22 protein-coding genes are annotated in these 18,477 nt (G+C 71.1%); 7 read left to right on the top strand and 15 right to left on the bottom strand.

Annotation, left to right across the window (positions count from 1 at the left end):
- The first annotated feature begins 104 nt into the window (after positions 1-104).
- The gene (locus tag FK268_RS15725) at positions 105-914 is read left to right on the top strand and encodes an alpha/beta fold hydrolase (RefSeq protein WP_146435666.1); all 810 of its coding nucleotides are present in this window, start codon (positions 105-107) and stop codon (positions 912-914) included.
- 88 nt (positions 915-1,002) lie between these two features.
- Entirely contained in the window at positions 1,003-1,440 is a 438-nt protein-coding gene (locus FK268_RS15720; protein ID WP_146435664.1) for a hypothetical protein, read from the top strand.
- A gap of 39 nt (positions 1,441-1,479) precedes the next feature.
- Here FK268_RS15720 and FK268_RS15715 read toward each other — a convergent pair whose 3' ends face one another.
- Both FK268_RS15715 and glgC read right to left on the bottom strand, forming a co-directional pair.
- Positions 1,480-2,241, bottom strand: coding sequence for a CPBP family intramembrane glutamic endopeptidase (locus tag FK268_RS15715; RefSeq protein WP_146435662.1), 762 nt, complete (start codon positions 2,239-2,241; stop codon positions 1,480-1,482).
- Between the two features lies 1 nt (position 2,242).
- Positions 2,243-3,460: a glucose-1-phosphate adenylyltransferase gene (gene glgC, locus FK268_RS15710; RefSeq protein ID WP_146435660.1), complete on the bottom strand. Its 1,218-nt coding sequence runs from the start codon at positions 3,458-3,460 to the stop codon at positions 2,243-2,245.
- Between the two features lie 168 nt (positions 3,461-3,628).
- Here glgC and glgA point away from each other — a divergent pair, with 168 nt between their 5' ends.
- A complete protein-coding gene (glgA, locus tag FK268_RS15705; protein WP_146435658.1) occupies positions 3,629-4,810 on the top strand; it encodes a glycogen synthase in 1,182 nt (393 codons plus the stop codon).
- 14 nt (positions 4,811-4,824) lie between these two features.
- Here glgA and FK268_RS15700 read toward each other — a convergent pair whose 3' ends face one another.
- The 4 genes from FK268_RS15700 to FK268_RS15685 form a co-directional block, all read right to left on the bottom strand.
- The gene (locus FK268_RS15700) at positions 4,825-5,688 is read right to left on the bottom strand and encodes a putative RNA methyltransferase (protein ID WP_146435656.1); all 864 of its coding nucleotides are present in this window, start codon (positions 5,686-5,688) and stop codon (positions 4,825-4,827) included.
- 74 nt (positions 5,689-5,762) lie between these two features.
- Positions 5,763-5,930, bottom strand: a complete 168-nt coding sequence (locus FK268_RS15695) for a DUF3117 domain-containing protein (protein ID WP_068532479.1) — start codon at positions 5,928-5,930, stop codon at positions 5,763-5,765.
- A gap of 110 nt (positions 5,931-6,040) precedes the next feature.
- A complete protein-coding gene (locus FK268_RS15690) occupies positions 6,041-6,361 on the bottom strand; it encodes a DivIVA domain-containing protein (protein ID WP_146435654.1) in 321 nt (106 codons plus the stop codon).
- A gap of 7 nt (positions 6,362-6,368) precedes the next feature.
- Positions 6,369-7,547: an erythromycin esterase family protein gene (locus FK268_RS15685; protein ID WP_158636130.1), complete on the bottom strand. Its 1,179-nt coding sequence runs from the start codon at positions 7,545-7,547 to the stop codon at positions 6,369-6,371.
- A gap of 57 nt (positions 7,548-7,604) precedes the next feature.
- On the opposite strand from FK268_RS15685, the gene FK268_RS15680 reads away from it, so the two are divergent.
- Positions 7,605-8,342, top strand: coding sequence for a MerR family transcriptional regulator (locus FK268_RS15680; RefSeq protein ID WP_146435650.1), 738 nt, complete (start codon positions 7,605-7,607; stop codon positions 8,340-8,342).
- 38 nt (positions 8,343-8,380) lie between these two features.
- Here the strand turns inward: FK268_RS15680 and FK268_RS15675 are convergent, their stop codons facing one another.
- From FK268_RS15675 to dapE, 8 genes are all read right to left on the bottom strand, one after another.
- Positions 8,381-8,692 (bottom strand): winged helix-turn-helix domain-containing protein, encoded by a 312-nt coding sequence (locus FK268_RS15675; RefSeq protein WP_146435648.1) that lies wholly within the window; start codon positions 8,690-8,692, stop codon positions 8,381-8,383.
- The gene (locus tag FK268_RS15670; RefSeq protein ID WP_146435646.1) at positions 8,689-9,162 is read right to left on the bottom strand and encodes a hypothetical protein; all 474 of its coding nucleotides are present in this window, start codon (positions 9,160-9,162) and stop codon (positions 8,689-8,691) included. The genes FK268_RS15675 and FK268_RS15670 overlap by 4 nt, the downstream gene beginning before the upstream one ends.
- A 64-nt stretch (positions 9,163-9,226) precedes the next feature.
- Entirely contained in the window at positions 9,227-10,162 is a 936-nt protein-coding gene (locus FK268_RS15665) for a glucosyl-3-phosphoglycerate synthase (protein WP_146435643.1), read from the bottom strand.
- Positions 10,159-11,037, bottom strand: coding sequence for a dihydropteroate synthase (gene folP / locus FK268_RS15660; protein WP_146435641.1), 879 nt, complete (start codon positions 11,035-11,037; stop codon positions 10,159-10,161). The genes FK268_RS15665 and folP overlap by 4 nt, the downstream gene beginning before the upstream one ends.
- A complete protein-coding gene (locus tag FK268_RS15655; RefSeq protein WP_146435639.1) occupies positions 11,038-12,849 on the bottom strand; it encodes a long-chain-acyl-CoA synthetase in 1,812 nt (603 codons plus the stop codon).
- Positions 12,850-12,858: 9 nt separating this feature from the next.
- The gene (locus FK268_RS15650; RefSeq protein ID WP_146435638.1) at positions 12,859-13,407 is read right to left on the bottom strand and encodes an LOG family protein; all 549 of its coding nucleotides are present in this window, start codon (positions 13,405-13,407) and stop codon (positions 12,859-12,861) included.
- Entirely contained in the window at positions 13,404-14,198 is a 795-nt protein-coding gene (locus FK268_RS15645; protein ID WP_146435636.1) for an LOG family protein, read from the bottom strand. Before FK268_RS15645 ends, FK268_RS15650 begins: the two co-directional genes overlap by 4 nt.
- Positions 14,199-14,208: 10 nt before the next feature.
- The gene (dapE, locus tag FK268_RS15640) at positions 14,209-15,285 is read right to left on the bottom strand and encodes a succinyl-diaminopimelate desuccinylase (protein WP_146435634.1); all 1,077 of its coding nucleotides are present in this window, start codon (positions 15,283-15,285) and stop codon (positions 14,209-14,211) included.
- Between the two features lie 81 nt (positions 15,286-15,366).
- Here dapE and FK268_RS15635 point away from each other — a divergent pair, with 81 nt between their 5' ends.
- From FK268_RS15635 to dapD, 3 genes are read left to right on the top strand one after another with little or no spacing between them, the layout of a single operon-like run.
- A complete protein-coding gene (locus FK268_RS15635; RefSeq protein WP_146435632.1) occupies positions 15,367-16,365 on the top strand; it encodes a permease in 999 nt (332 codons plus the stop codon).
- Between the two features lie 3 nt (positions 16,366-16,368).
- Positions 16,369-17,085: a TIGR03943 family putative permease subunit gene (locus FK268_RS15630; protein WP_146435630.1), complete on the top strand. Its 717-nt coding sequence runs from the start codon at positions 16,369-16,371 to the stop codon at positions 17,083-17,085.
- Between the two features lie 30 nt (positions 17,086-17,115).
- Positions 17,116-18,066 (top strand): 2,3,4,5-tetrahydropyridine-2,6-dicarboxylate N-succinyltransferase, encoded by a 951-nt coding sequence (gene dapD, locus FK268_RS15625; protein ID WP_146435628.1) that lies wholly within the window; start codon positions 17,116-17,118, stop codon positions 18,064-18,066.
- A gap of 51 nt (positions 18,067-18,117) precedes the next feature.
- Here dapD and FK268_RS15620 read toward each other — a convergent pair whose 3' ends face one another.
- Positions 18,118-18,372: a hypothetical protein gene (locus FK268_RS15620; protein ID WP_146435626.1), complete on the bottom strand. Its 255-nt coding sequence runs from the start codon at positions 18,370-18,372 to the stop codon at positions 18,118-18,120.
- Between the last annotated feature and the right edge of the window lie 105 nt (positions 18,373-18,477).

Below are 18,477 nucleotides of genomic sequence, written 5' to 3'. Positions count from 1 at the left end.
CATTGCGCTTGTTCCTATCAGTCCGTACGCTCCGAACAACCGTCCGGCGCACCGTCGGACCCCCGCGGGCCCCGCCCGCCCGGACCACGACGAGGTGGCACGAGATGTTGGCGTACGAACGATTCGGCTCGGGTGAGCCGCTGGTGCTGGTCCACGGGATCGCACACCGCCGTCAGGCCTGGTACCCGGTGGCGGAGCGGCTCGCGGAGCACCGCGAGGTCATCTTGTTCGACCTCCCCGGCCACGGCGAGTCCCCCGCGCTGGAACTCGCGGGCCGCACGGTCCAGGAGGCCCTGCAGCAGCACCTGGAGGACCTGTTCGACGAGCTGGACCTGGTCCGGCCGCACATCGCCGGCAACTCGCTGGGCGGGCGCATCGCGCTCGAGGCCGCGGCCAGCGGCATCGTCAGCAGCGCGACGGGGCTCTCTCCCGCCGGCTTCTGGCGCGACGACACCGACTTCCTCCTGATCCGTGCGCACTTCCTCGCGCTGATCACCGCCGGTCGACTCGCAGCGCCGCTGGCTCCACTCCTCACCCGCAACGGGATCGGCCGCAAGCTGATGCTCGCCTCGCTGATGACGCACGGTGAGCGCCTGGCCGCCGACCGCGTGCTCGGCGACCTGACGAACATGGTCGACTCACGGCACACCCTCCGCGACATCATCGGCGGCGCCTTCCCGTTCGAGGCCGAGATCGCCGCGGACATCCCCGTGACCGTCGCCTGGGGCACACAGGACCGCGTTCTGCTCCCCTACCAGGGCCGGCGCGCCCGCCACCTGCTCCCCGCGGCCGAGCACATCTGGCTCCCCGGCAGCGGTCACGTCCCCATGTCCGACGATGCCGACGCCGTCGTCGAGATCCTCCTCCGCGGTTCCTCGGGCGGCCTCCTCGCCCGCGCCGACGACGCCGCCTGACAGGCCCGATCCGATCCAGCGATCCCGATCCAGATCTACTGAATCAGTCATGTTTGTTGATCAACCAGCCCAATGCTAATCTTTGTTAATGATCATTTGGCGGGGTTGGGGTATTCTGGGTGTTCTTTTCGTCCCTCTCGGGATCTTCCTCGGGTTCGGCTTGGGCAGAACGAATTTCAGCATCGCCGGCGGGCTGCTGCTCGGGGCGCTCGGGTGCGCGGCACTGGGATACTGGCTCAACGTCGTTCGGCCACGGGCACGTGCGGCGGCGTTCGCCGAGGGGCGCACCTCGGAACTTGCGAGCTACATCGCCTCGGGCCACTACCAGCCGACGCCCGGTTACCAGCCCGGTTCGGTGGAGGAAGCGCGCGAACTGGCCGGCCGTCAGGTCGTCGCTGAGCAGGCGGACGTGGAGCGCGCGCTACGCAATCAGAACACGGTGTTCTGGATTCCGATGCAGTTCTTGGCGATCGGCATCGCCCTCCTGGCGTTCGCGGAGTTGTTCGGCCTGATCCACATCCACTAGCCCGCAGCGGGGTGCAGCCGCGCGATGTGACCGTCGAGTTCATCGCGGTGTCCTGATCCCGGAAGGCCCCGCCCTCGCGCGGCGGACCAGGACACCGCCCCAGGCCACGTGGAAGACCACGACCACGCACTGGAACCAGAAGGGGGCGGCACCGGGCGAGTTGAGCTGGAAGAAGTCGTTGGCCGCGTGCAGCAGTACTCCGGGCAGCAGGGATCCGGTGACCAGCCGCGTCCCGGCCCAGAGGAAACCCGCGGCGCCGGCGACGACGACCTGCCACGCGGTCTCCGCAGCCGACTGGCCGAAGAACAGCCCGTTACCCACGTGCCACAGCCCGAAGACGACGGAGGTCGCGGCGCAGGCCAACACGGGCCCGTCGACGCGCAGCAGCGCCGTCAACGCCGGTCCGCGCGCCCCGAACTCCTCGGACAGCCCGATGGCGAGCATCCCCACGGCGGACGAGAGCAGGAGTCCCGCGGAACCGGAGATCCCCGGTACGCCGTCCCGCCCGACCAGGGCGTAGGAGCACGCCACGACCAGGGGCGGCACGAGCCAGACGTACTCCCGCACGGCATCCGGGCGGAGCAGGGCACCGGGACTGAGCAGCGCACCGTCGAACAGGCCCAGCCGCCACGCGAGCACCGCGACCGCACCGAGGCTCAGCGCGTCAGTGACCACCACGCCGAGGTGCGGGAACCACGCGGGCTGCAGCCAGGGCAGGTGCAGCGAGCCGAAACCGTAGGTGACGCACCACCACAGCAGCATCAGTCCCAGCGCACATCCCCACGCGCGACGCCGGGTCACGTCAGCCGATCCGAATGCCCTTACCGACGGTGACCACACCGCCCGCGGAGACGTTGAAGCGCTCCCGTTCCCGCTCGAGATTGACGCCGAGGATCTCACCGCGGCCGACCACGACGTTCTTGTCCAGGATCGCGCGCCGCACCACGGCGCCGGGTTCGATCCTCACGCCGGGCATGAGCACGGACCCCTCCACGGTGGCGCCGTCGCCGATGGTGACGTTCGCGCCGATGACGGAGTTGCGCACCGTCGCGCCGGAGATGATGCTGCCCGCCCCGACCATCGACTCCTGGGCGAGTCCGCCGCGGGCGAACTTCGCAGGCGGAAGGTTGTCGTTCTCGCAACGGATGGGCCACTGGCGGTTGTAGAGGTTGAAGATCGGGTACACCGAGACGAGGTCCATGTGAGCCTCGTAGAAGGCGTCGATGGTGCCCACGTCGCGCCAGTAGCCGGCGTCGCGCTCGGTGGCGCCGGGCACCTTGTTGTCACTGAAGTCGTACACCGCGGCCTCGCCACGGGCCACGAACGCGGGGATGATGTCGCCACCCATGTCGTGGTCGGAATCCGGGTTCTCGGCGTCCGCGATGATCGCCTCGACGAGGGCCTGACGGCTGAAGACGTAGTTGCCCATCGACGCGAAGGTGACCTCCGGATCGTCCGGGGTGCCGGGCGGATCCGCGGGCTTCTCCAGGAACTGGGTGATGCGCCCGGAGTCGTCGGACTCGATGCAGCCGAAGGCCTTCGCCTCGGCACGGGGGACGCGGATGCCCGCGACGGTGACGCCCGCGCCGGACTCGATGTGCGCCAGTACCATCTGCGCCGGGTCCATCCGGTACACGTGGTCCGCGCCGAAGACCACGATGTAGTCCGGGTCGTCATCGGTGATGAGGTTCATCGACTGGAAGATCGCATCCGCGCTGCCGGTGAACCAGCGCTTCCCCACGCGCTGCTGCGCGGGAACCGGGGTGATGTACTCCCCGCGGAAGCCGAACATGCGCCAGGTCTGGCTGATGTGCCGATCGAGCGAATGCGACTTGTACTGCGTCAGCACGCACAGGCGCTGGTACCCGGCGTTGACCAGGTTCGACAGTACGAAGTCGATGAGGCGGTACGAGCCGCCGAAGGGCACAGCGGGCTTCGCGCGGTCCGCGGTCAGCGGATACAGGCGCTTGCCCTCGCCACCGGCGAGGACGATTCCCAGAACACGAGGCTGGTTGCTCACGGGGTCCACGCTAACCCCAATCCGCGCACGCGTGCAGTGTTCTGCGACAGTGCATCCGGTTCCACTGCTAAGCACAGGCGTCCGGGCGGACAACCACAGGTGAACGACACGGTTCGGGCTCCGGCGAACCGCCTGCGTCCGGCCACGCCACGCTCTAGCGTGGTGGACATGCGCGTAGCGATGATGACGAGGGAGTACCCGCCGGAGGTCTACGGCGGGGCGGGCGTGCACGTGACCGAGCTCGTCGCACGGCTGCGCAGCCTCTGCGAGGTGGACGTGCACTGCATGGGTGCACCCCGCCCCGATGCGGACGGTGTTACCGTCTCCGGCCCGGACCCCGAGCTGGCCGGCGCCAACACCGCCCTCGAGATGTTCTCCACGGACCTGCGGATGGCGAACCTCGCCGCCGACGCGGACGTGGTGCACAGCCACACCTGGTACACCGGCCTCGCCGGGCACGTCGCCGGGCAGCTCTACGGCGTCCCGCACATCCTCACCGCGCACTCGCTCGAACCGCGGCGTCCGTGGAAGGCCGAGCAGTTGGGCGGTGGCTACCGCCTCTCCAGCTGGGCCGAGCGCAACGCGGTCGAGTACGCCGACGCGGTGATCGCCGTCAGCCGCGGCATGGCCGACGACGTGCTGGACGCCTACCCGCGGCTCGACGCCGGCCGGGTCCACGTCGTGCGCAACGGGATCGACACCGAGGTCTGGTATCCGGCGCCCACCTTCGGCGAGGATTCACCGCTGGTCGAGCGCGGTATCGACCCCGGCCGGCCGATCGTCGCCTTCGTCGGCCGCATCACCCGGCAGAAGGGCGTGAAGCATCTGGTCGCAGCGGCGCACCGCTTCTCCCCCGACGTGCAGCTCGTCCTCTGCGCGGGTGCCCCCGACACCCCCGAGATCGCCGCGGAGACCGCGGACGCCGTGGCCGCGCTCGCCGAATCCCGCGACGGGGTGCACTGGGTGCAGGACATGCTCCCCACGCCGAAGGTCCGTGAGATCCTCAGCGCCGCCACGGTCTTCGTGTGCCCATCGGTGTACGAGCCGCTGGGCATCGTCAACCTCGAGGCCATGGCGTGCGGTACCGCCGTCGTCGCCTCCGACGTGGGCGGCATCCCCGAGGTCGTGAACGACGGCGAGACGGGCACGCTCGTCCACTACGACGAGGCCGACACCGCGGCCTTCGAGGCCGATCTCGCCGCCGCGGTCAACGCGCTCTGCGCGGATCCGGCCCGCGCCGCGGCGTACGGCACAGCCGGGCGGGCCCGCGCGATCGCCGAGTTCAGTTGGGAATCCATCGCCGCGCAGACGCTGGAGGTCTATCGGCACGCGCTCGGCGCCGGCACGTAGCCGGCTGCCGAGTACTACTGCAGCGCGTACACACTGACGGTGCCCGACGCCGTCACGGCGGCCGTGCCGCCGGCGGTGAGCCGCTCGATCGCCGCGGCCCGCGCCTGCGGCGAGCCGTGGTGCGCGCTGGGCCCCATCGCCACGAGGTCCGTGGCCGCGGAGGCGGTGAGATCCATGATCCACTCGTGCTTCTCGCGGGACACCAGCGAGAAGTCGTGCAGCGCACCGTCGAGCCGCGCGACCTTGCCCGCCTCGACGGAGATCATCCCGAGCGGTTCGACGAGCTCCCGCAGGTGCCGCGGCCCGGGCGTGAGCACCACCAGCAGGCCGCCGGGCGCGAGCACGCGCGCGAACTCGGCGGCGTTGCGGGGCGCGAAGACCGACAGCACGGCGGCGACGGCACCGTCGGCGACGGGCAGTCGCGCCCAGCCGTTCGCGACGACCGCGCCGATCGACGGTCCGCGACGAGCGGTGCGCCGTGCGGCGGGCTTCGACAGATCCAGTCCGATGCCCGCACCGCCGAGTCCCGCCGCGGACCGGGCGGCGCAGGCGCGCGCGAGGTACTCACCCTCACCCGCACCGCAGTCGAGGATGATCCCGGCGGGCGCTCCCGTCGCGGCCTCCGCGACCGCGGCGTGGAAGCTCGCGTAGTGGTCGGTCGCGAAGAAGCGCTCGCGGGCGGCGATCATGTCCGCGTCGTCGGCGATGAGCCCGCTCGCGTCGCCCGCGAGCAGCGAGACGTAGCCCTGGCGGGCGACGTCGAAGGAGTGCCCGCGCGGGCACGACAGGGTGCCGTCCTCGGCATCGAGCGCACCGGTGCAGTGCGGGCACGCCAGTGCGGGCAGCACCGCGGCCAGGCCGGGCGGGACTTGCGCCATGGGACACCCCCGGAAACGAGGAGATCCCGCACGGTGGCACCGCGCGGGATCTCCAGTGACAGCAGTTCTAGCGGCTACGACGTGACGCCGCGCAGCTCCTCGCCGAGCGCAGCGGCCTCATCGGGCGTGAGCTCCACCACGAGACGTCCACCACCCTCCAGGGGTACGCGCATCACGATCCCGCGCCCCTCCTTGGTCGCTTCCAAGGGGCCGTCCCCCGTACGTGGCTTCATAGCCGCCATCCGTTGCTCCCTTCAGATCCTTCACCCGCCCGAGCACGCCCGACGCGGGTCCGCTCCATATTCTAGCCTGTGCGCTGCAGTGATCGGCGCGGACTACTGGCAAAGCGGACCTAATCGACCTCGTCGGCGGGATCGGTCGCGGACGCCACGGGCTCCTGTTCGGCGGTCAGGCGGGCACGCAGGACGTCGATCTCCCGTGCCAGTCGTTCGAGGGCCCAGTCCACCTCGGCGGGCTTGTACCCGCGTACCACCTGCTGGAATCGCAGCGCACGCACGTCGGCGCCGGCCACGTCCTCCGCGGGCAGCACCGTGGGCGTCGCCCCCGTTTCGAGCGGCGGGGTGTCGTCGCCGCGCCCGAAGACCAGGGCGGCCACGCCGTACAGCACGGCCGCGACGGCCAGCAGTCCCAGGGCGTACAACACGATCACCATGGGGCCATCATGCCCGAACCTCGCGGAGGAAGAGGACACCGTCGGTCTCCGACAGGCGCGCGGCGTCGAGCGGGAAGTAGGCCCCAAGCGCGTCCCGGTCCGCGCGCGAGCACGCATCACCCAGTCGTGCGGCGAGTTCCGGCCCCGCGTACAAGCGGGCGGGGGCGGTCTGCGTGCGATACAGCTCCCCCTCGACGGTGCCGGGCTCGGGCTCGGCCAGTCCGTGCGCCGGAGCGGCGCCGATACCCACCGCCACGAACCGGTACCCGTCGCGCAGCCGCGCGGCCGCCTGGGCGCCGCCGCTGAACCACCGCACCGTGTGCGGACCCATCCGCATGTCACTCACGCCGCGCTGCAGGTGCAGGTTGTGCGCGAAGGCGACGGTGCCGCCCCGCCCCGCCTCGCGGTCGAGTATCGCCAGCAGGTTGCGGCCCATCATCGCGTCCCGGTGCGCGCTGAGCCGGCCCAGCCGGTCGGGGGTATCGGTCGCCATGATCGCGTGGTAGCGCAGTAGCCCGACGGCGGTGGCCGCATCGGCCCGCAGCCGCCACCACGCCTCCGCGGATTCTGCGAGCTCGGGGGCGCGCGCCTGCAGGACCGCGCACAGGTCGTCGGTCAGCAGGCGCAGCCGCTCGGCGTCGACGGTGCGTCCGACGCCCCGGTCCGCCTCGTACATCGCGCGCTCCTCGGTCCACCGCGCTTCGTCGCCGAGGAGATCCTCGATCTCCTGCTCACCGACGATGTGCTCGTCGACCGCCGCGAGCGCGGCACGCAGCCGCAGGAGGTGGGCGCGGGGGCTCGGTGCGGCGGCCATCTCCATCGGGGCGTCGAAGCCGTAGAACCGGACGGGCGTCTCCAGCGTCCGGTTCAGCTCGCGCAGCCGCTCCAGGAGTTCGCCGGTGGCGGCGAGCCGGTGCAGGTAGGGATGGCTGAAGCCCTCGTCGAGGACCCGCTGCAGGTCGATATCGGCCCCGGCCAGGTAGTCGTTCGCCAGCGGCGCGCGATGGAAGTCGGACTCCACCGCGATCGAGCGGTATCCGCCGCGCAGCACGAGATCGACGATCACGGCGTTGCGGGCGCGGAGGATCTCCTCGGAACCGTGCATCGGTTCACCGAAGCCGAGGAGGCGCGTGGGTGTGGGCTGGGCGGCGAGGAAGGAGACGAGGTCTGCCTGATCGAGATTCATTCCCTTCACGATATCGTTGAACGACCAGTTGACACTTCTGCGAGAGGACGAGGGAGAATGCCCGAGAACTCTCAAACCCACCTGCGCCCCGTCGACCTGGCGCGACCGCATGGCATCTCGTCCCAGGCTGTGCGCAACTACGAGGAGCAGGGCATCCTGCCGCCGGCCGGGCGCACCCCGTCGGGCTACCGGGTCTTCACCCCACGCCATCGCCTGGCACTCGACGCCTTCCTCGCGCTGATCCCGGGATGCGGGCACGCGCGCGCCGGGGAGATCCTGCGCGCCGTCCACCGCGACGACCTCGACGGCGCCTTCGCGCTGCTGGACGCGGCCCACGAGGAGCTGGCCGAGGACCGCGGCACCTTCCGGCGGGTGTGCGCCGCGCTCGACGACCTGGACGACCCCGCCGACGACGCGGGGCACACACTGTTCGTCGGCGATGTGGCGCATCTGCTCGGGGTCGTGCCCGCCACCCTGCGCGCCTGGGAAAGCGCGGGAATCGTCCGGCCGCGGCGTGACCGCGCCACCGGCTATCGGGTGTACGCGCCCGCCGATGTCCGCGACGCCCGCATGGCGGAGCAGCTCCGACGGGGCGGCTTCGGCCTCGCGCGGATAGCGGAACTCGCCGAACACGTGCGCTCCGCAGGCGGGGTCGAGCCCCTGCGCGGCACGCTGGACGGCTGGCGGGCCTCCCTGACCCGACGGGGCCGCGCCCTGGTCTCCGGTGCCGCCGCTCTGGACGCAGTCCTGCGCTCCCGAGGAGATTCCGCGGATATCGGGCCGGCGATCGACTGAGGCAGATGCCGGCCGGAAACCGGCCGATCCTCCGCGGGTCAGCCCTCAGCGATCGCGCGCAGTGCGTCGAGATGGGATTCGAAGGCCCTGCGTCCCTGCGCCGTCAGCGACAGCCATGTGCGCGGACGTTTGCCCACGTAGCCCTTCTTGATCGTGACGTAGCCGACCGCCTCCAGTTGCGAGGCCTGCTTGGAGAGGACGGAGTCCGAGAGCTCCACCGCGTCGCGCACCGCGGCGAACTCCGCGTTCTCGACCTTCGCCAGCGCGGCGACGATGGAGAAGCGGACCGGCGCGTGGATCACGTCGTCGAGCCGGTGCCGGGCGTGCGCACCGCTGCCGGCATTCGTCATCGGAGCGCCAGCTTCGAGATCGACCGCGCGGCGAGGAGGGCGGGAGTCATCGTCAGGATGGCACCGAGAATCACCCACTGCCAGTCCATCCCGGTGTCGACCGTGCCGGCCTGCAGGACGATGTACGCGGTGTACAGGAGGAAGGTCAGCGCGATCCCCACGGTGTAGCGACTGGAGAAGCCCCGCGGCACCGCCTTCGCCCTCCGCATGGTCACCACCGAAACGACGATCACCGCGAAGTAGACGACCATGACGACGGCGAATCCCCAGTGCCGCAGCCACATCGGAGCGCCAGGGTCACCGATCGTGAGGCGCAACCCGATGATCAGCCCGCCGGTGACGACGCCGATGCGGATCAGGCCCTTCTCGAGCCGCTCGCGGTCCGCGGGCGTCGCGATCGACGCGGCGTCGGCCGCATCCAGGGTGCGGCGCGCCTCCTCGGCGGTCATCCGTCCCGTGTCGTCGTTCATGACTGCCCTTCCCGTCGTCGATGACTCGACTATAGAAAGTACTTTCCGCTTTGACAAGTACTTGTCATGAGTTCCGAAGGGTGTTCGCCGGCGGGCGATCCTCCAGGTACAGATCGGTGGTGACCTCGGTGAACCTGTCGTCCGGCCCGGGCTCGACGAGGTACTGGGTGATTCCCGCGCCGGAGTCCGGGATCCCGCAGCGGCGCAGCGCCGTGCCCATGATCTGGCGGCTCATCACGCCCAGGTCGCGTAGATCGCGGTTGCGGTGCTTACGCACCGACAGGTTGACCTGCGCGATCCCCTCCAGGCCGTAGCGGGCCTCGGCGTCCAGCAGCAGCCCGATCTCCACGCCGTAGCCGGGGGCGAAGGGCACGGATGTGAGGAATTCGCGGGTGCCCGCGTACTCGCCGCCGAGAGGCTGCAGGATCACCCGCAGCGGCGGGCGCAGCGCCGCCAGCAGCGGACGGGCCACCAGCTCGGTGACGCGGCCACCGCCCGTCGGGTCCTCGCCCTGCTTGAAGACGCGGAGCGGCCTCCGGTAGTAGGCCTTGACCAGGTGCACGTCGCGGTCGAAGAGCATGGGCCCGAGCAGCCTCGGCACGTAGCGCGGGTCGGGCTCGATCAGATCGGAGTCGACGAAGGCGATCAGATCGCCCGACGAGGCGGCCACCCCGCGCCACAGCGCCTCCCCCTTGCCGGGGACCGGGGCGAGCCCGGGGACGGCGTCCTCACGGCTGATCACCGTGGCGCCCGCCGCACGCGCCCGCTCGGCGGTGGCGTCGGTGGACCCGGAATCCAGCACGATCAGCTCGTCGACCAGGGTGCCGAGCAGGGGCACGATCGTCTCGACGACACCGGCGACGGTCTCCTCCTCGTTGAGTGCCGGCAGCACCACCGAGACCGTCCGGCCGTCCTTCGCGGCGACCAGTTCCTCCACGGTCCACCGCGGCTCCGCGAAGAAGCGCTCGCTCGCGTGCGCCTGGGGCGCCTCCCCGCTCATGCCAGTCCCCGGACGACCCGGGACGGTGGCCGCGCGCCGTCGATCGACGCCACCATCTCCACCACGCGCCGGGTGTCGGCGACCTGGTGCACGCGGAACATCCGCGCCCCGGCGTGCGCCGCCAGCGCCGTCGCCGCCAGCGTGCCTGCCACGCGCTCCTCCAGGCCGGCGTCCAGCGTCTCGCCGATGAAGTCCTTGTTGGACAACGCCATCAGGACGGGCCAGCCGGTCCTTACGAGGTCGTCGAGGTGCCGCAGCAGCGCCAGTCCGTGGTGGGTGTTCTTGCCGAAGTCGTGGGTCGGATCGATGACGATGCCGTCCTCGCGCACGCCCGCGGCGAAGGCCGCCTCGGCGGCGGTGAGGAGTCGCTCGCGCACGTCGGCCACCACGTCGGGGTAGCGCACCCGGTACGGACGGGACCGCGGCACGGCGCCGCCCGTGTGCGAGCACACCAGGCCCGCCCCGGTCTCCGCGGCGATCCGGGGCAGGTCCGGGTCGGCGCCCGCCCAGGTGTCGTTGATGAGGTCGGCGCCGGCGTCCACCGCGGCCTCGGCGACCGAGGCGCGCCAGGTGTCCACGCTGATCAGGAGGTCCGGGTGCCGATCGCGCACCTGCGCGATGAAGGGCACCGTCCGCGCGATCTCCTCCGTCGCGTCCACGTCCTGGCCGGGCCCGGCCTTGACGCCGCCCACGTCCACCAGGTCGGCCCCCTCGGCGACGGCCGCGTCGACGCGCTCCAGCGCGGCCTCCACCGCGAAGTAGCTGCCGCGGTCGTAGAAGGAGTCGGGCGTGCGGTTGATGATCGCCATCACCAGCGCCCGGTCCGTGGGGACCGGGCGACCGCAGAAGGTGGGACGCACCGGCGGCGCGGTCATCTAGGAACGCAGGTCCGGGACCTTGGCGGCCGCGACGTCCGCGGCGTACCCGTCGTACGCGGGGACGTAGCCGTCCGCGCCGCCGACGAAGACGTACAGCGGATCGTCGCCGGTCTCCTCGAAGCTCTGCTTGCGCAGCTCGCCCTTGAGACTCTTGAACGTGGAGGTGACCTCCAGGCTGGGCACCACGCGCACGTACAGCGGGATCGCGTAGCCCGGCAGCTCGTTCCGCAGCTTCTCGGCGAGCGCGGCACCGTCGAAGTCGTGGCCCTCGGCGAGCTTCACCGCAGCCATCCCCGCCTTGCCGTCGGCGCCCGGGATCGCGACGCCGTAGACGATCGCGCCCTCCACCTGGTCGGCCTCGTCGAGCGCGCCCTCCACCTCGGTGGTCGCCACGTTCTCGCCCTTCCAGCGGAAGGTGTCGCCGAGCCGGTCGACGAAGGCGATGTGGTCGAAGCCCTGGTTGGTCACCACGTCGCCGGTGTTGAACCAGACGTCGCCCGACTTGAAGCCGTCGCGGATCAGCTTCGCCTCGCCGGCCTTGCCGTCCGTGTAGCCGTCGAACGGGGCGGACTTGGTGATCTTGGTCAGCAGCAGACCGTTCTGGCCCCGCTTGACGCGCTTGAGCTTGCCACGGGCGTCCCGCGTCGGCCCGGCGGTGTCGATGTCGTACTCCACCACCGCGTGCGGCAGCGGGCACAGGCCGACGGTGGCTTCGATGTTGAAGACGTTGAGGAAGGCGATGTTGGTCTCGCTGGCGGCGTAGAACTCCATGATCCGCTCGATCCCGAAGCGCTCCTGGAACTCCCGCCAGATCTCCGGCCGCATGCCGTTGCCGGCCGCGACGCGGATGGTGTTCGACCGGTCGCTGGGCTTGGGCGGCTGGTTGAGCAGGTACCGGCAGATCTCGCCGATGTAGATGAACATCGTGGCCGAATTCTCGTTCGCCTCGTCCCAGAACTTGGAGGCCGAGAACTTGCGGCCGATGGCGAGCGTGGCGCCCGAGACCAGCACCGAGCCGAGCGAGACCAGCGCGGCGTTGTTGTGGTACAGCGGAAGTGGGCAGTACATCACGTCGTCGCCGCGCATCCGCACGCCCGTCGCGCCGAAGCCCGCCATGCCCTTGAGCCAGCGGTAGTGCGTCATGATCGACGCCTTCGGCATGCCGGTGGTGCCCGACGTGAAGACGTAGAAGGCGCGGGTGCTGGCGGGCAGCGTCGCGGTCACGGCCGGGTTCTCGGTGGCGCTCGGGTCCTCGGTACGGATGCGCCGGGCCTGCTCCGCGAGCTCGTCGACGGTGAGCACCACGCCGTCGGCGGGGCGGTCCGCCGCGTCGACGGAGTCGAAGGCCTCGAGGTCCTCCTCGCCGGCGATGATGGTGCCGGTCTCGAGGATGCTGAGGCTGTGCGCCAGCACGGCGCCGCGCTGGTTGTAGTTCACCAGGCCCGCGGTGGCGCCGACCTTGACGATGGCCAGCATGACCAGCACCATCTGCGGGTGGTTGTGCATGACGACGCCGACCACGTCGCCCACCTTGACGCCGCGCCGCAGCAGCACGCGCGCATAGGCGTTGACGGTGGCGTTCGCCTCGCCGTAGCTGATGCCCTCGCCGTGGAAGCGGAGGAAGTCGCGCGACGGGTGCTGCGCCGCGCGCTTGGCGAACACCGTGCCGATGGTCTCCTTGCTGTTCGGAGTCCGCAGCAGGATCGCCGGCCCCTCCTTGATCAGCAGGGGCAGATCGGGGATCAGCTTGCCGACGCCCTTGGCCAGATCGGCGACGCCGACGGTGGTGTTCTTATGCGTAGAGCTCACGCGGCGAGCCTACCGTGGCACCGCCGTACCACGGCACGCGTCGAGGGCGGTCGTGACGTCCGTCGCGCGCAGCAGTCGTCCGAGAGCCGCGTCACCGACGAAGCCCTTCGCCTTGAGCCCGTCGATCCAGTCCAGCAGCGGTGCGTAGAAGCCGTCGTGGTCGAGGATCACGACGGGCTTGTCGTGCATGGACAGGTAGCCGGCCGTCCACGCCTCGAAGAACTCCTCGAGGGTGCCCACACCGCCCGGGAGCACGAGGAAGGCGTCGGCGTTGTCATCCATGAGCTGCTTGCGCTCACGCATCGTCGCGACCACCAGCAGCTCGTCGGCGCCGTGGTCCGCGACCTCCCGGTCGACCAGCGCCGTGGGGATGACGCCCAGGGTGTGCGCCCCGCCGTCACGCGCGGCCTGCGCGACCGCGCCCATCATGGAGACGTGGCCGCCACCCCAGACCAGCGAATCGCCACCGGCGGCGATGCCCCGACCCACCGCGGCGGCGAGGTCGATGTACTCCTGAGGAACCGGGCGCGAAGCGCAGAAGACGGCGATGGCGGTCACGACGGATCCACCTCGCTCGCGGCGGCCTCGCGCTCACGGGCGGCGTCGGCGCGCACGATGATGTCGATGGCCTCGTCCACGGAGTCGGTCACGGTGATCAGGTCCGCATCGCCGGGCGAGACCATCCCCTGCTCGGTGAGGGTGCCGCGGATCCAGTCGACCAGCCCGCCCCAGTAGGCCGAGCCCAGGAGCACGATCGGGAACCGGGTCACCTTGTGCGTCTGCACCAGCGTGAGGGCCTCGAAGAGCTCGTCGAGCGTGCCGAAGCCGCCGGGCAGGCAGACGAAGGCCTGCGCGTACTTGACGAACATCGTCTTGCGCACGAAGAAGTAGCGGAAGTTGATGCCCAGGTCGACCCAGTCGTTGAGGCCCTGCTCGAAGGGGAGCTCGATCCCGAGCCCCACCGACAGGCCGTCGGCGTCCTTGGCGCCGCGGTTCGCGGCCTCCATCGCGCCGGGCCCGCCGCCCGTGATGACGGCGTAGCCGGCGCGCACCAGCCCGGCGCCCAGCTCGCGTCCGGTGGCGTACTCGGCCGAATCCTGCTTGATCCGTGCGGATCCGAAGACGGTGACGGCGCGCGGCAGTTCCGCGAGCGCCCCGAATCCCTCGACGAACTCGGCCTGGATCCGCATGACCCGCCAGGGGTCGCGGTGCAGCCAGTCGGCATCGTCCGCGTTCGCGAGCAGCCGCTGATCGGTGGTCGACGATTCCGCCGCCGCCACACCCTGCACGCGCACGGGGCCGCGGTAGCGCAGGTAGTGATCGGTGGCGGGCTTCTTCTCGGAGGCCATGACGCACAACCTACCCAGCGAGGAAGGCGCGCAAGACGGCGGCCACCTCGGTGATCTGCGCGATCTCGACCTGCTCGTCGCGCTTGTGCGCGTAGTTCGGGTCGCCCGGGCCGAAATTGACCGCCGGGATGCCGAGTGCGGCGAACCGCGAGACGTCCGTCCAACCGTACTTCGCGCGGAAGCGCCCGCCCGCGGCCTCGACGAGCTTCGCGGCCGCGGGTGCGCCGAGCCCCGGCAGCGCGCCCGGCGCGGCGTCCGTCACCTCGAAGGCCAGCGCACCGTCGGCGATCGGCGCGGCCAGCACCTCGCGGACGTGCGCCACGGCCTCGTCGACGGTGCGATCGGGCGCGAACCGGAAGTTGACGTCCACGAAGGCCTCGTCGGGCACCACGTTCCCGGCGACCCCGCCCTCGATCTTCACGGCCGAGAGCCCCTCGCGGTATTCGCAGCCGTCGATATCGACGGTGCGTGCCGTGTAGCCCTGCAGTGCCGTGAGGACGGGGCCCAGCTTGTGGATCGCATTGTCGCCCAGCCAGGACCGGGCGCTGTGCGCTCGCACACCGGCGGCCGTGATACGCACCCGGATCGTGCCCTGGCAGCCCGCTTCGATGAGCCCGCCGGAGGGCTCGCCGAGGATCGCGACGTCGGCTCGCAGCCACTCCGGGAGTTCGCGCTCGATGCGGCCGAGTCCGTTGAACTGCGAGGCGATCTCCTCGCACTCGTAGAAGATCAGCGTCACGTCGTACGCGGGCTCGGCCATCGTCGCGGCGAGATGGAGGAAGACCGCGTCGCCGCTCTTCATGTCGACGGTGCCGCAGCCGTGCAGGATCCCGCCCTCGCGGCGGCTGGGCACGTTGTCGGCGATCGGCACGGTGTCCAGGTGGCCGGCCAGCATCACCCGCTGCGGCAGCCCTCGGTTCGTCCGCGCGAGCACGCTGTTCCCCACGCGGAGCACCTCGAAGCGGTCCAGCGCGCGCAGCGCGGACTCCACCTCGTTCGCGATCCGTTCCTCGTCGTGGCTCACGCTGGGGATGTCCACCAGTGCGGCGGTGAGGTCGATCGGGTCCGAGGCGATGTCGAGGGTCACGGGTCCAGGCTATCGCCCGCGGGCGTCGATCCCCGATTCCCACGGTGCGCAGTTCAGCCCGCCGCGCGGCACACTGGACGCGTGCCCGAACTCCTCGCGAAGCGCTCGTTCCCCTCGGTGACGGTGCTCGTGGTGATCGTCTGCGCGGCGATCGTGGCCGCGCGCCCGCTCGCGGCGGGGATCGACGCGCGACCGGAGCTGCGCACCGCGACGACCGTGTTCGTCGGGATCTTCGTGCAGGCCACGCCGTTCCTGGTGCTCGGCGTTCTGGTCAGCGGTGCCATCGCCGGCTTCGTCTCCGCCGACGCCCTGCAGCGCGTGCTGCCGCGCCGACGGGCGGCCGCGGTCGTGGTGGCCGGCGTCTCCAGCGCCGCCCTCCCGGGCTGCGAGTGCTCCGCGGTCCCCGTCGCCGGGCGCCTGCGCGACCGTGGCGTACCCGACGGGGTGGCCCTGACCTTCCTGCTCGCGGCGCCCGCCGTGAACCCCGTGGTGATCGTCGCCACCGCGGTCGCCTTCCCGCAGGCGCCGGTCATGGCCGCGGCGCGGCTCGCCGGGTCACTGGCGACCGCGCTCGTGGTCGGCTGGATCTGGGTGCTGCTCGGCCGCCGGGAATGGATCCGGCGGCCCGCGGCCGCCGCGCTGGCCGGATCGCTCCCGGAGGACGTGCGCGGCAGGCTCGCCCTCGCGGGCGAGACCGCCCGGCACGACCTCGTCGAATCCGCGGCGTACCTCGCCGCCGGCGCCGCCTTCGCGGCGGCGTTGCACGTGCTCGTCCCGGCATCGTGGATCGACCATCTCGCGGGGAACATGCTGCTCACGATCGGCGTCATGGCCGCACTGGCGGTGGTGATGGCGCTGTGCAGCGAGGCCGACGCCTTCGTCGCCGCATCGCTGAGCACGCTGCCGCTGCTGCCCCGCCTGGTCTTCCTCGTGGTCGGGCCGGCGGTGGATGTCAAGCTCATGGCGATGCAGGCCGGCGCCTTCGGCCGCCGGTTCGTCGCCCGGTTCGCCCCGCTCTGCCTGGTGGTCGCGGTCGTGTGCGGCACCGCGTCGGGCGCGCTGTTCCTCGGGTGGCGGTGACCGATGAACCGTCCGGCCCGCAATCTGCTCCTGCTCCTGTTCGGCTGCGCCATCGCCATCGCCGCCGCGACGGGGACCTACCTCAACTACGTGCGGCCGGTGATGTTCTGGTTCCTGGTCGCGTCCGCTGGGGTCGTCGTCGGGCTCGCCGTCACCGGGATGGCCGCGGACATCGCCGAGGCTCGCTCGGAGGAGGAGGCCGATGACCACGACGCCGGCCACGCACACGGTTCCGGCCGGCTCGGCTGGCTTTTGCTCGTGCCCGTCCTCCTGCTCCTGTTCTGCGCACCTCCGGCGCTGGACCCGACGTCCGCGCAGCGCACCGTCGTCGTGGCGGCCGCGACGGACGAACCCGGACGCGCCTACCCGCCGCTGCCGCCGGGCGAGGCCCCGCACATCGCGCTGAGCGACTTCCAGAACCGCGCGGTCTCCGACACCGCGGGCACGCTGGACCGCGACGTCTCGCTCACGGCCTATGTCACGCACATCGACGGCCGGCCCTTCCTCGCCCGGATCATGATCTGGTGCTGCGTGGCCGACGCGCGCCCCATCCAGATCGAGGTGGCCGGGGCGCCCGCACTGCCCACGGACGGGAGCTGGGTCACCGCCGTCGTCCGGCTGGTGCCCGGGACCGCGACGCGCGAGCGCCACTACCGGCCGATCGTCGATCTCGTGAGCGCCCACCCGGTGGCGCAGCCCAGCCCGCCCTACGACTCCTAGTCGAGCGCCCCGGCCGGTACCCTGATCGGCGTGACGAATCGTGGAGCGAAGGCATACGGACTGGCCACCATCACCGACGACGGGACGGTGCTCGACACCTGGTTCCCCGCGCCGGAGCTGACGGACGGCGGCGGCATCGTCGGAACCGTGGCGGATCCGGCCGGCGCCCCGACCGAGCTGACGGCGCTCGCGGGCCCCGACACGGATCGCAAGGTGCGCACCGTCGTCGTCGAGACCACCATCGCGGACCTCGCCGACGCCCCCGTCGATGCGCACGACGTCTACCTGCGCCTGCACCTGCTGAGCCACCGCCTCGTGCAGCCGCACGGCTTGAGCCTGGAGGGCCAGTTCGGCCTGCTCGCCAATGTCGTGTGGACGAACTTCGGTCCCTGCTCCCCCGCCGGTTTCGAGCTGGTGCGCGCGGCCCTGCGCAAGCGCGGCACCGTCACCGTGTACTCGCTGGACAAGTTCCCGCGCATGGTCGACTACGTGCTGCCCACCGGCGTCCGCATCGGCGATGCGGACCGCGTGCGGCTCGGCGCCCACCTCGCCGAGGGCACCACCGTGATGCACGAGGGCTTCGTGAACTTCAACGCCGGCACGCTCGGCACCGCCATGGTCGAGGGCCGCATCTCCGCGGGCGTCGTCATCGGCGACCACTCCGATGTGGGCGGCGGCGCGTCGACCATGGGCACCCTGTCGGGCGGCGGCAAGGAGATCATCAGCCTCGGCGAGCGCTGCCTGCTCGGCGCGAACTCCGGCCTGGGCATCCCGCTCGGCGACGACTGCGTCCTGGAGGCCGGGCTCTACCTGACCGCCGGTACCAAGGTGACCGGGCCCGACGGCACGCAGATCAAGGCACGGGAGCTGGCCGGGCAGAGCAACCTGCTCTTCCGCCGCAACTCCGTGTCCGGCGCCGTCGAGGTCGTGCCGTGGAAGAGCGAGGGCGTCGAGCTCAACGCCGCGCTGCACAAGAACTGATCCGAAATCCCGAACGGCGGCCGGTGCGTGCACCGGCCGCCGTTCGCGTTCCTACTGCAGCGGATTCCGTTGCGGAGACGGCGACTCCGGGCAGCCCAGCCGGGTGAGGACCCGATCCAGCACCCGATCGCGCGGTCCGTTCTCGCCCACCGTCGCGGTGAGCGTCGCACGCGCAGAGCCGGTCCCGACGCACTCCGGATGAGCTGCCGCGAGGCGCGATTCGATGATCCACAGTCCGACGCCGCACACCACGACCGCTGCGCAGAGCGTCGCGATCAGCACGATTCCGACCTTCGTGAATTTCATCTTCCACCACCTTCACGCAACTCAACCTCAATCATCTTTGCAATAGTGTATCACGAAAATCGCGTTGAAGAAGAGGGGAGTTCAGGAGAGGTGCGTTCGTGCATC

The organism is Tsukamurella sputi, assembly GCF_007858445.1.
Lineage (GTDB): Bacteria > Actinomycetota > Actinomycetes > Mycobacteriales > Mycobacteriaceae > Tsukamurella > Tsukamurella sputi.
This window is presented reverse-complemented; position numbering and strand designations above follow the sequence as displayed.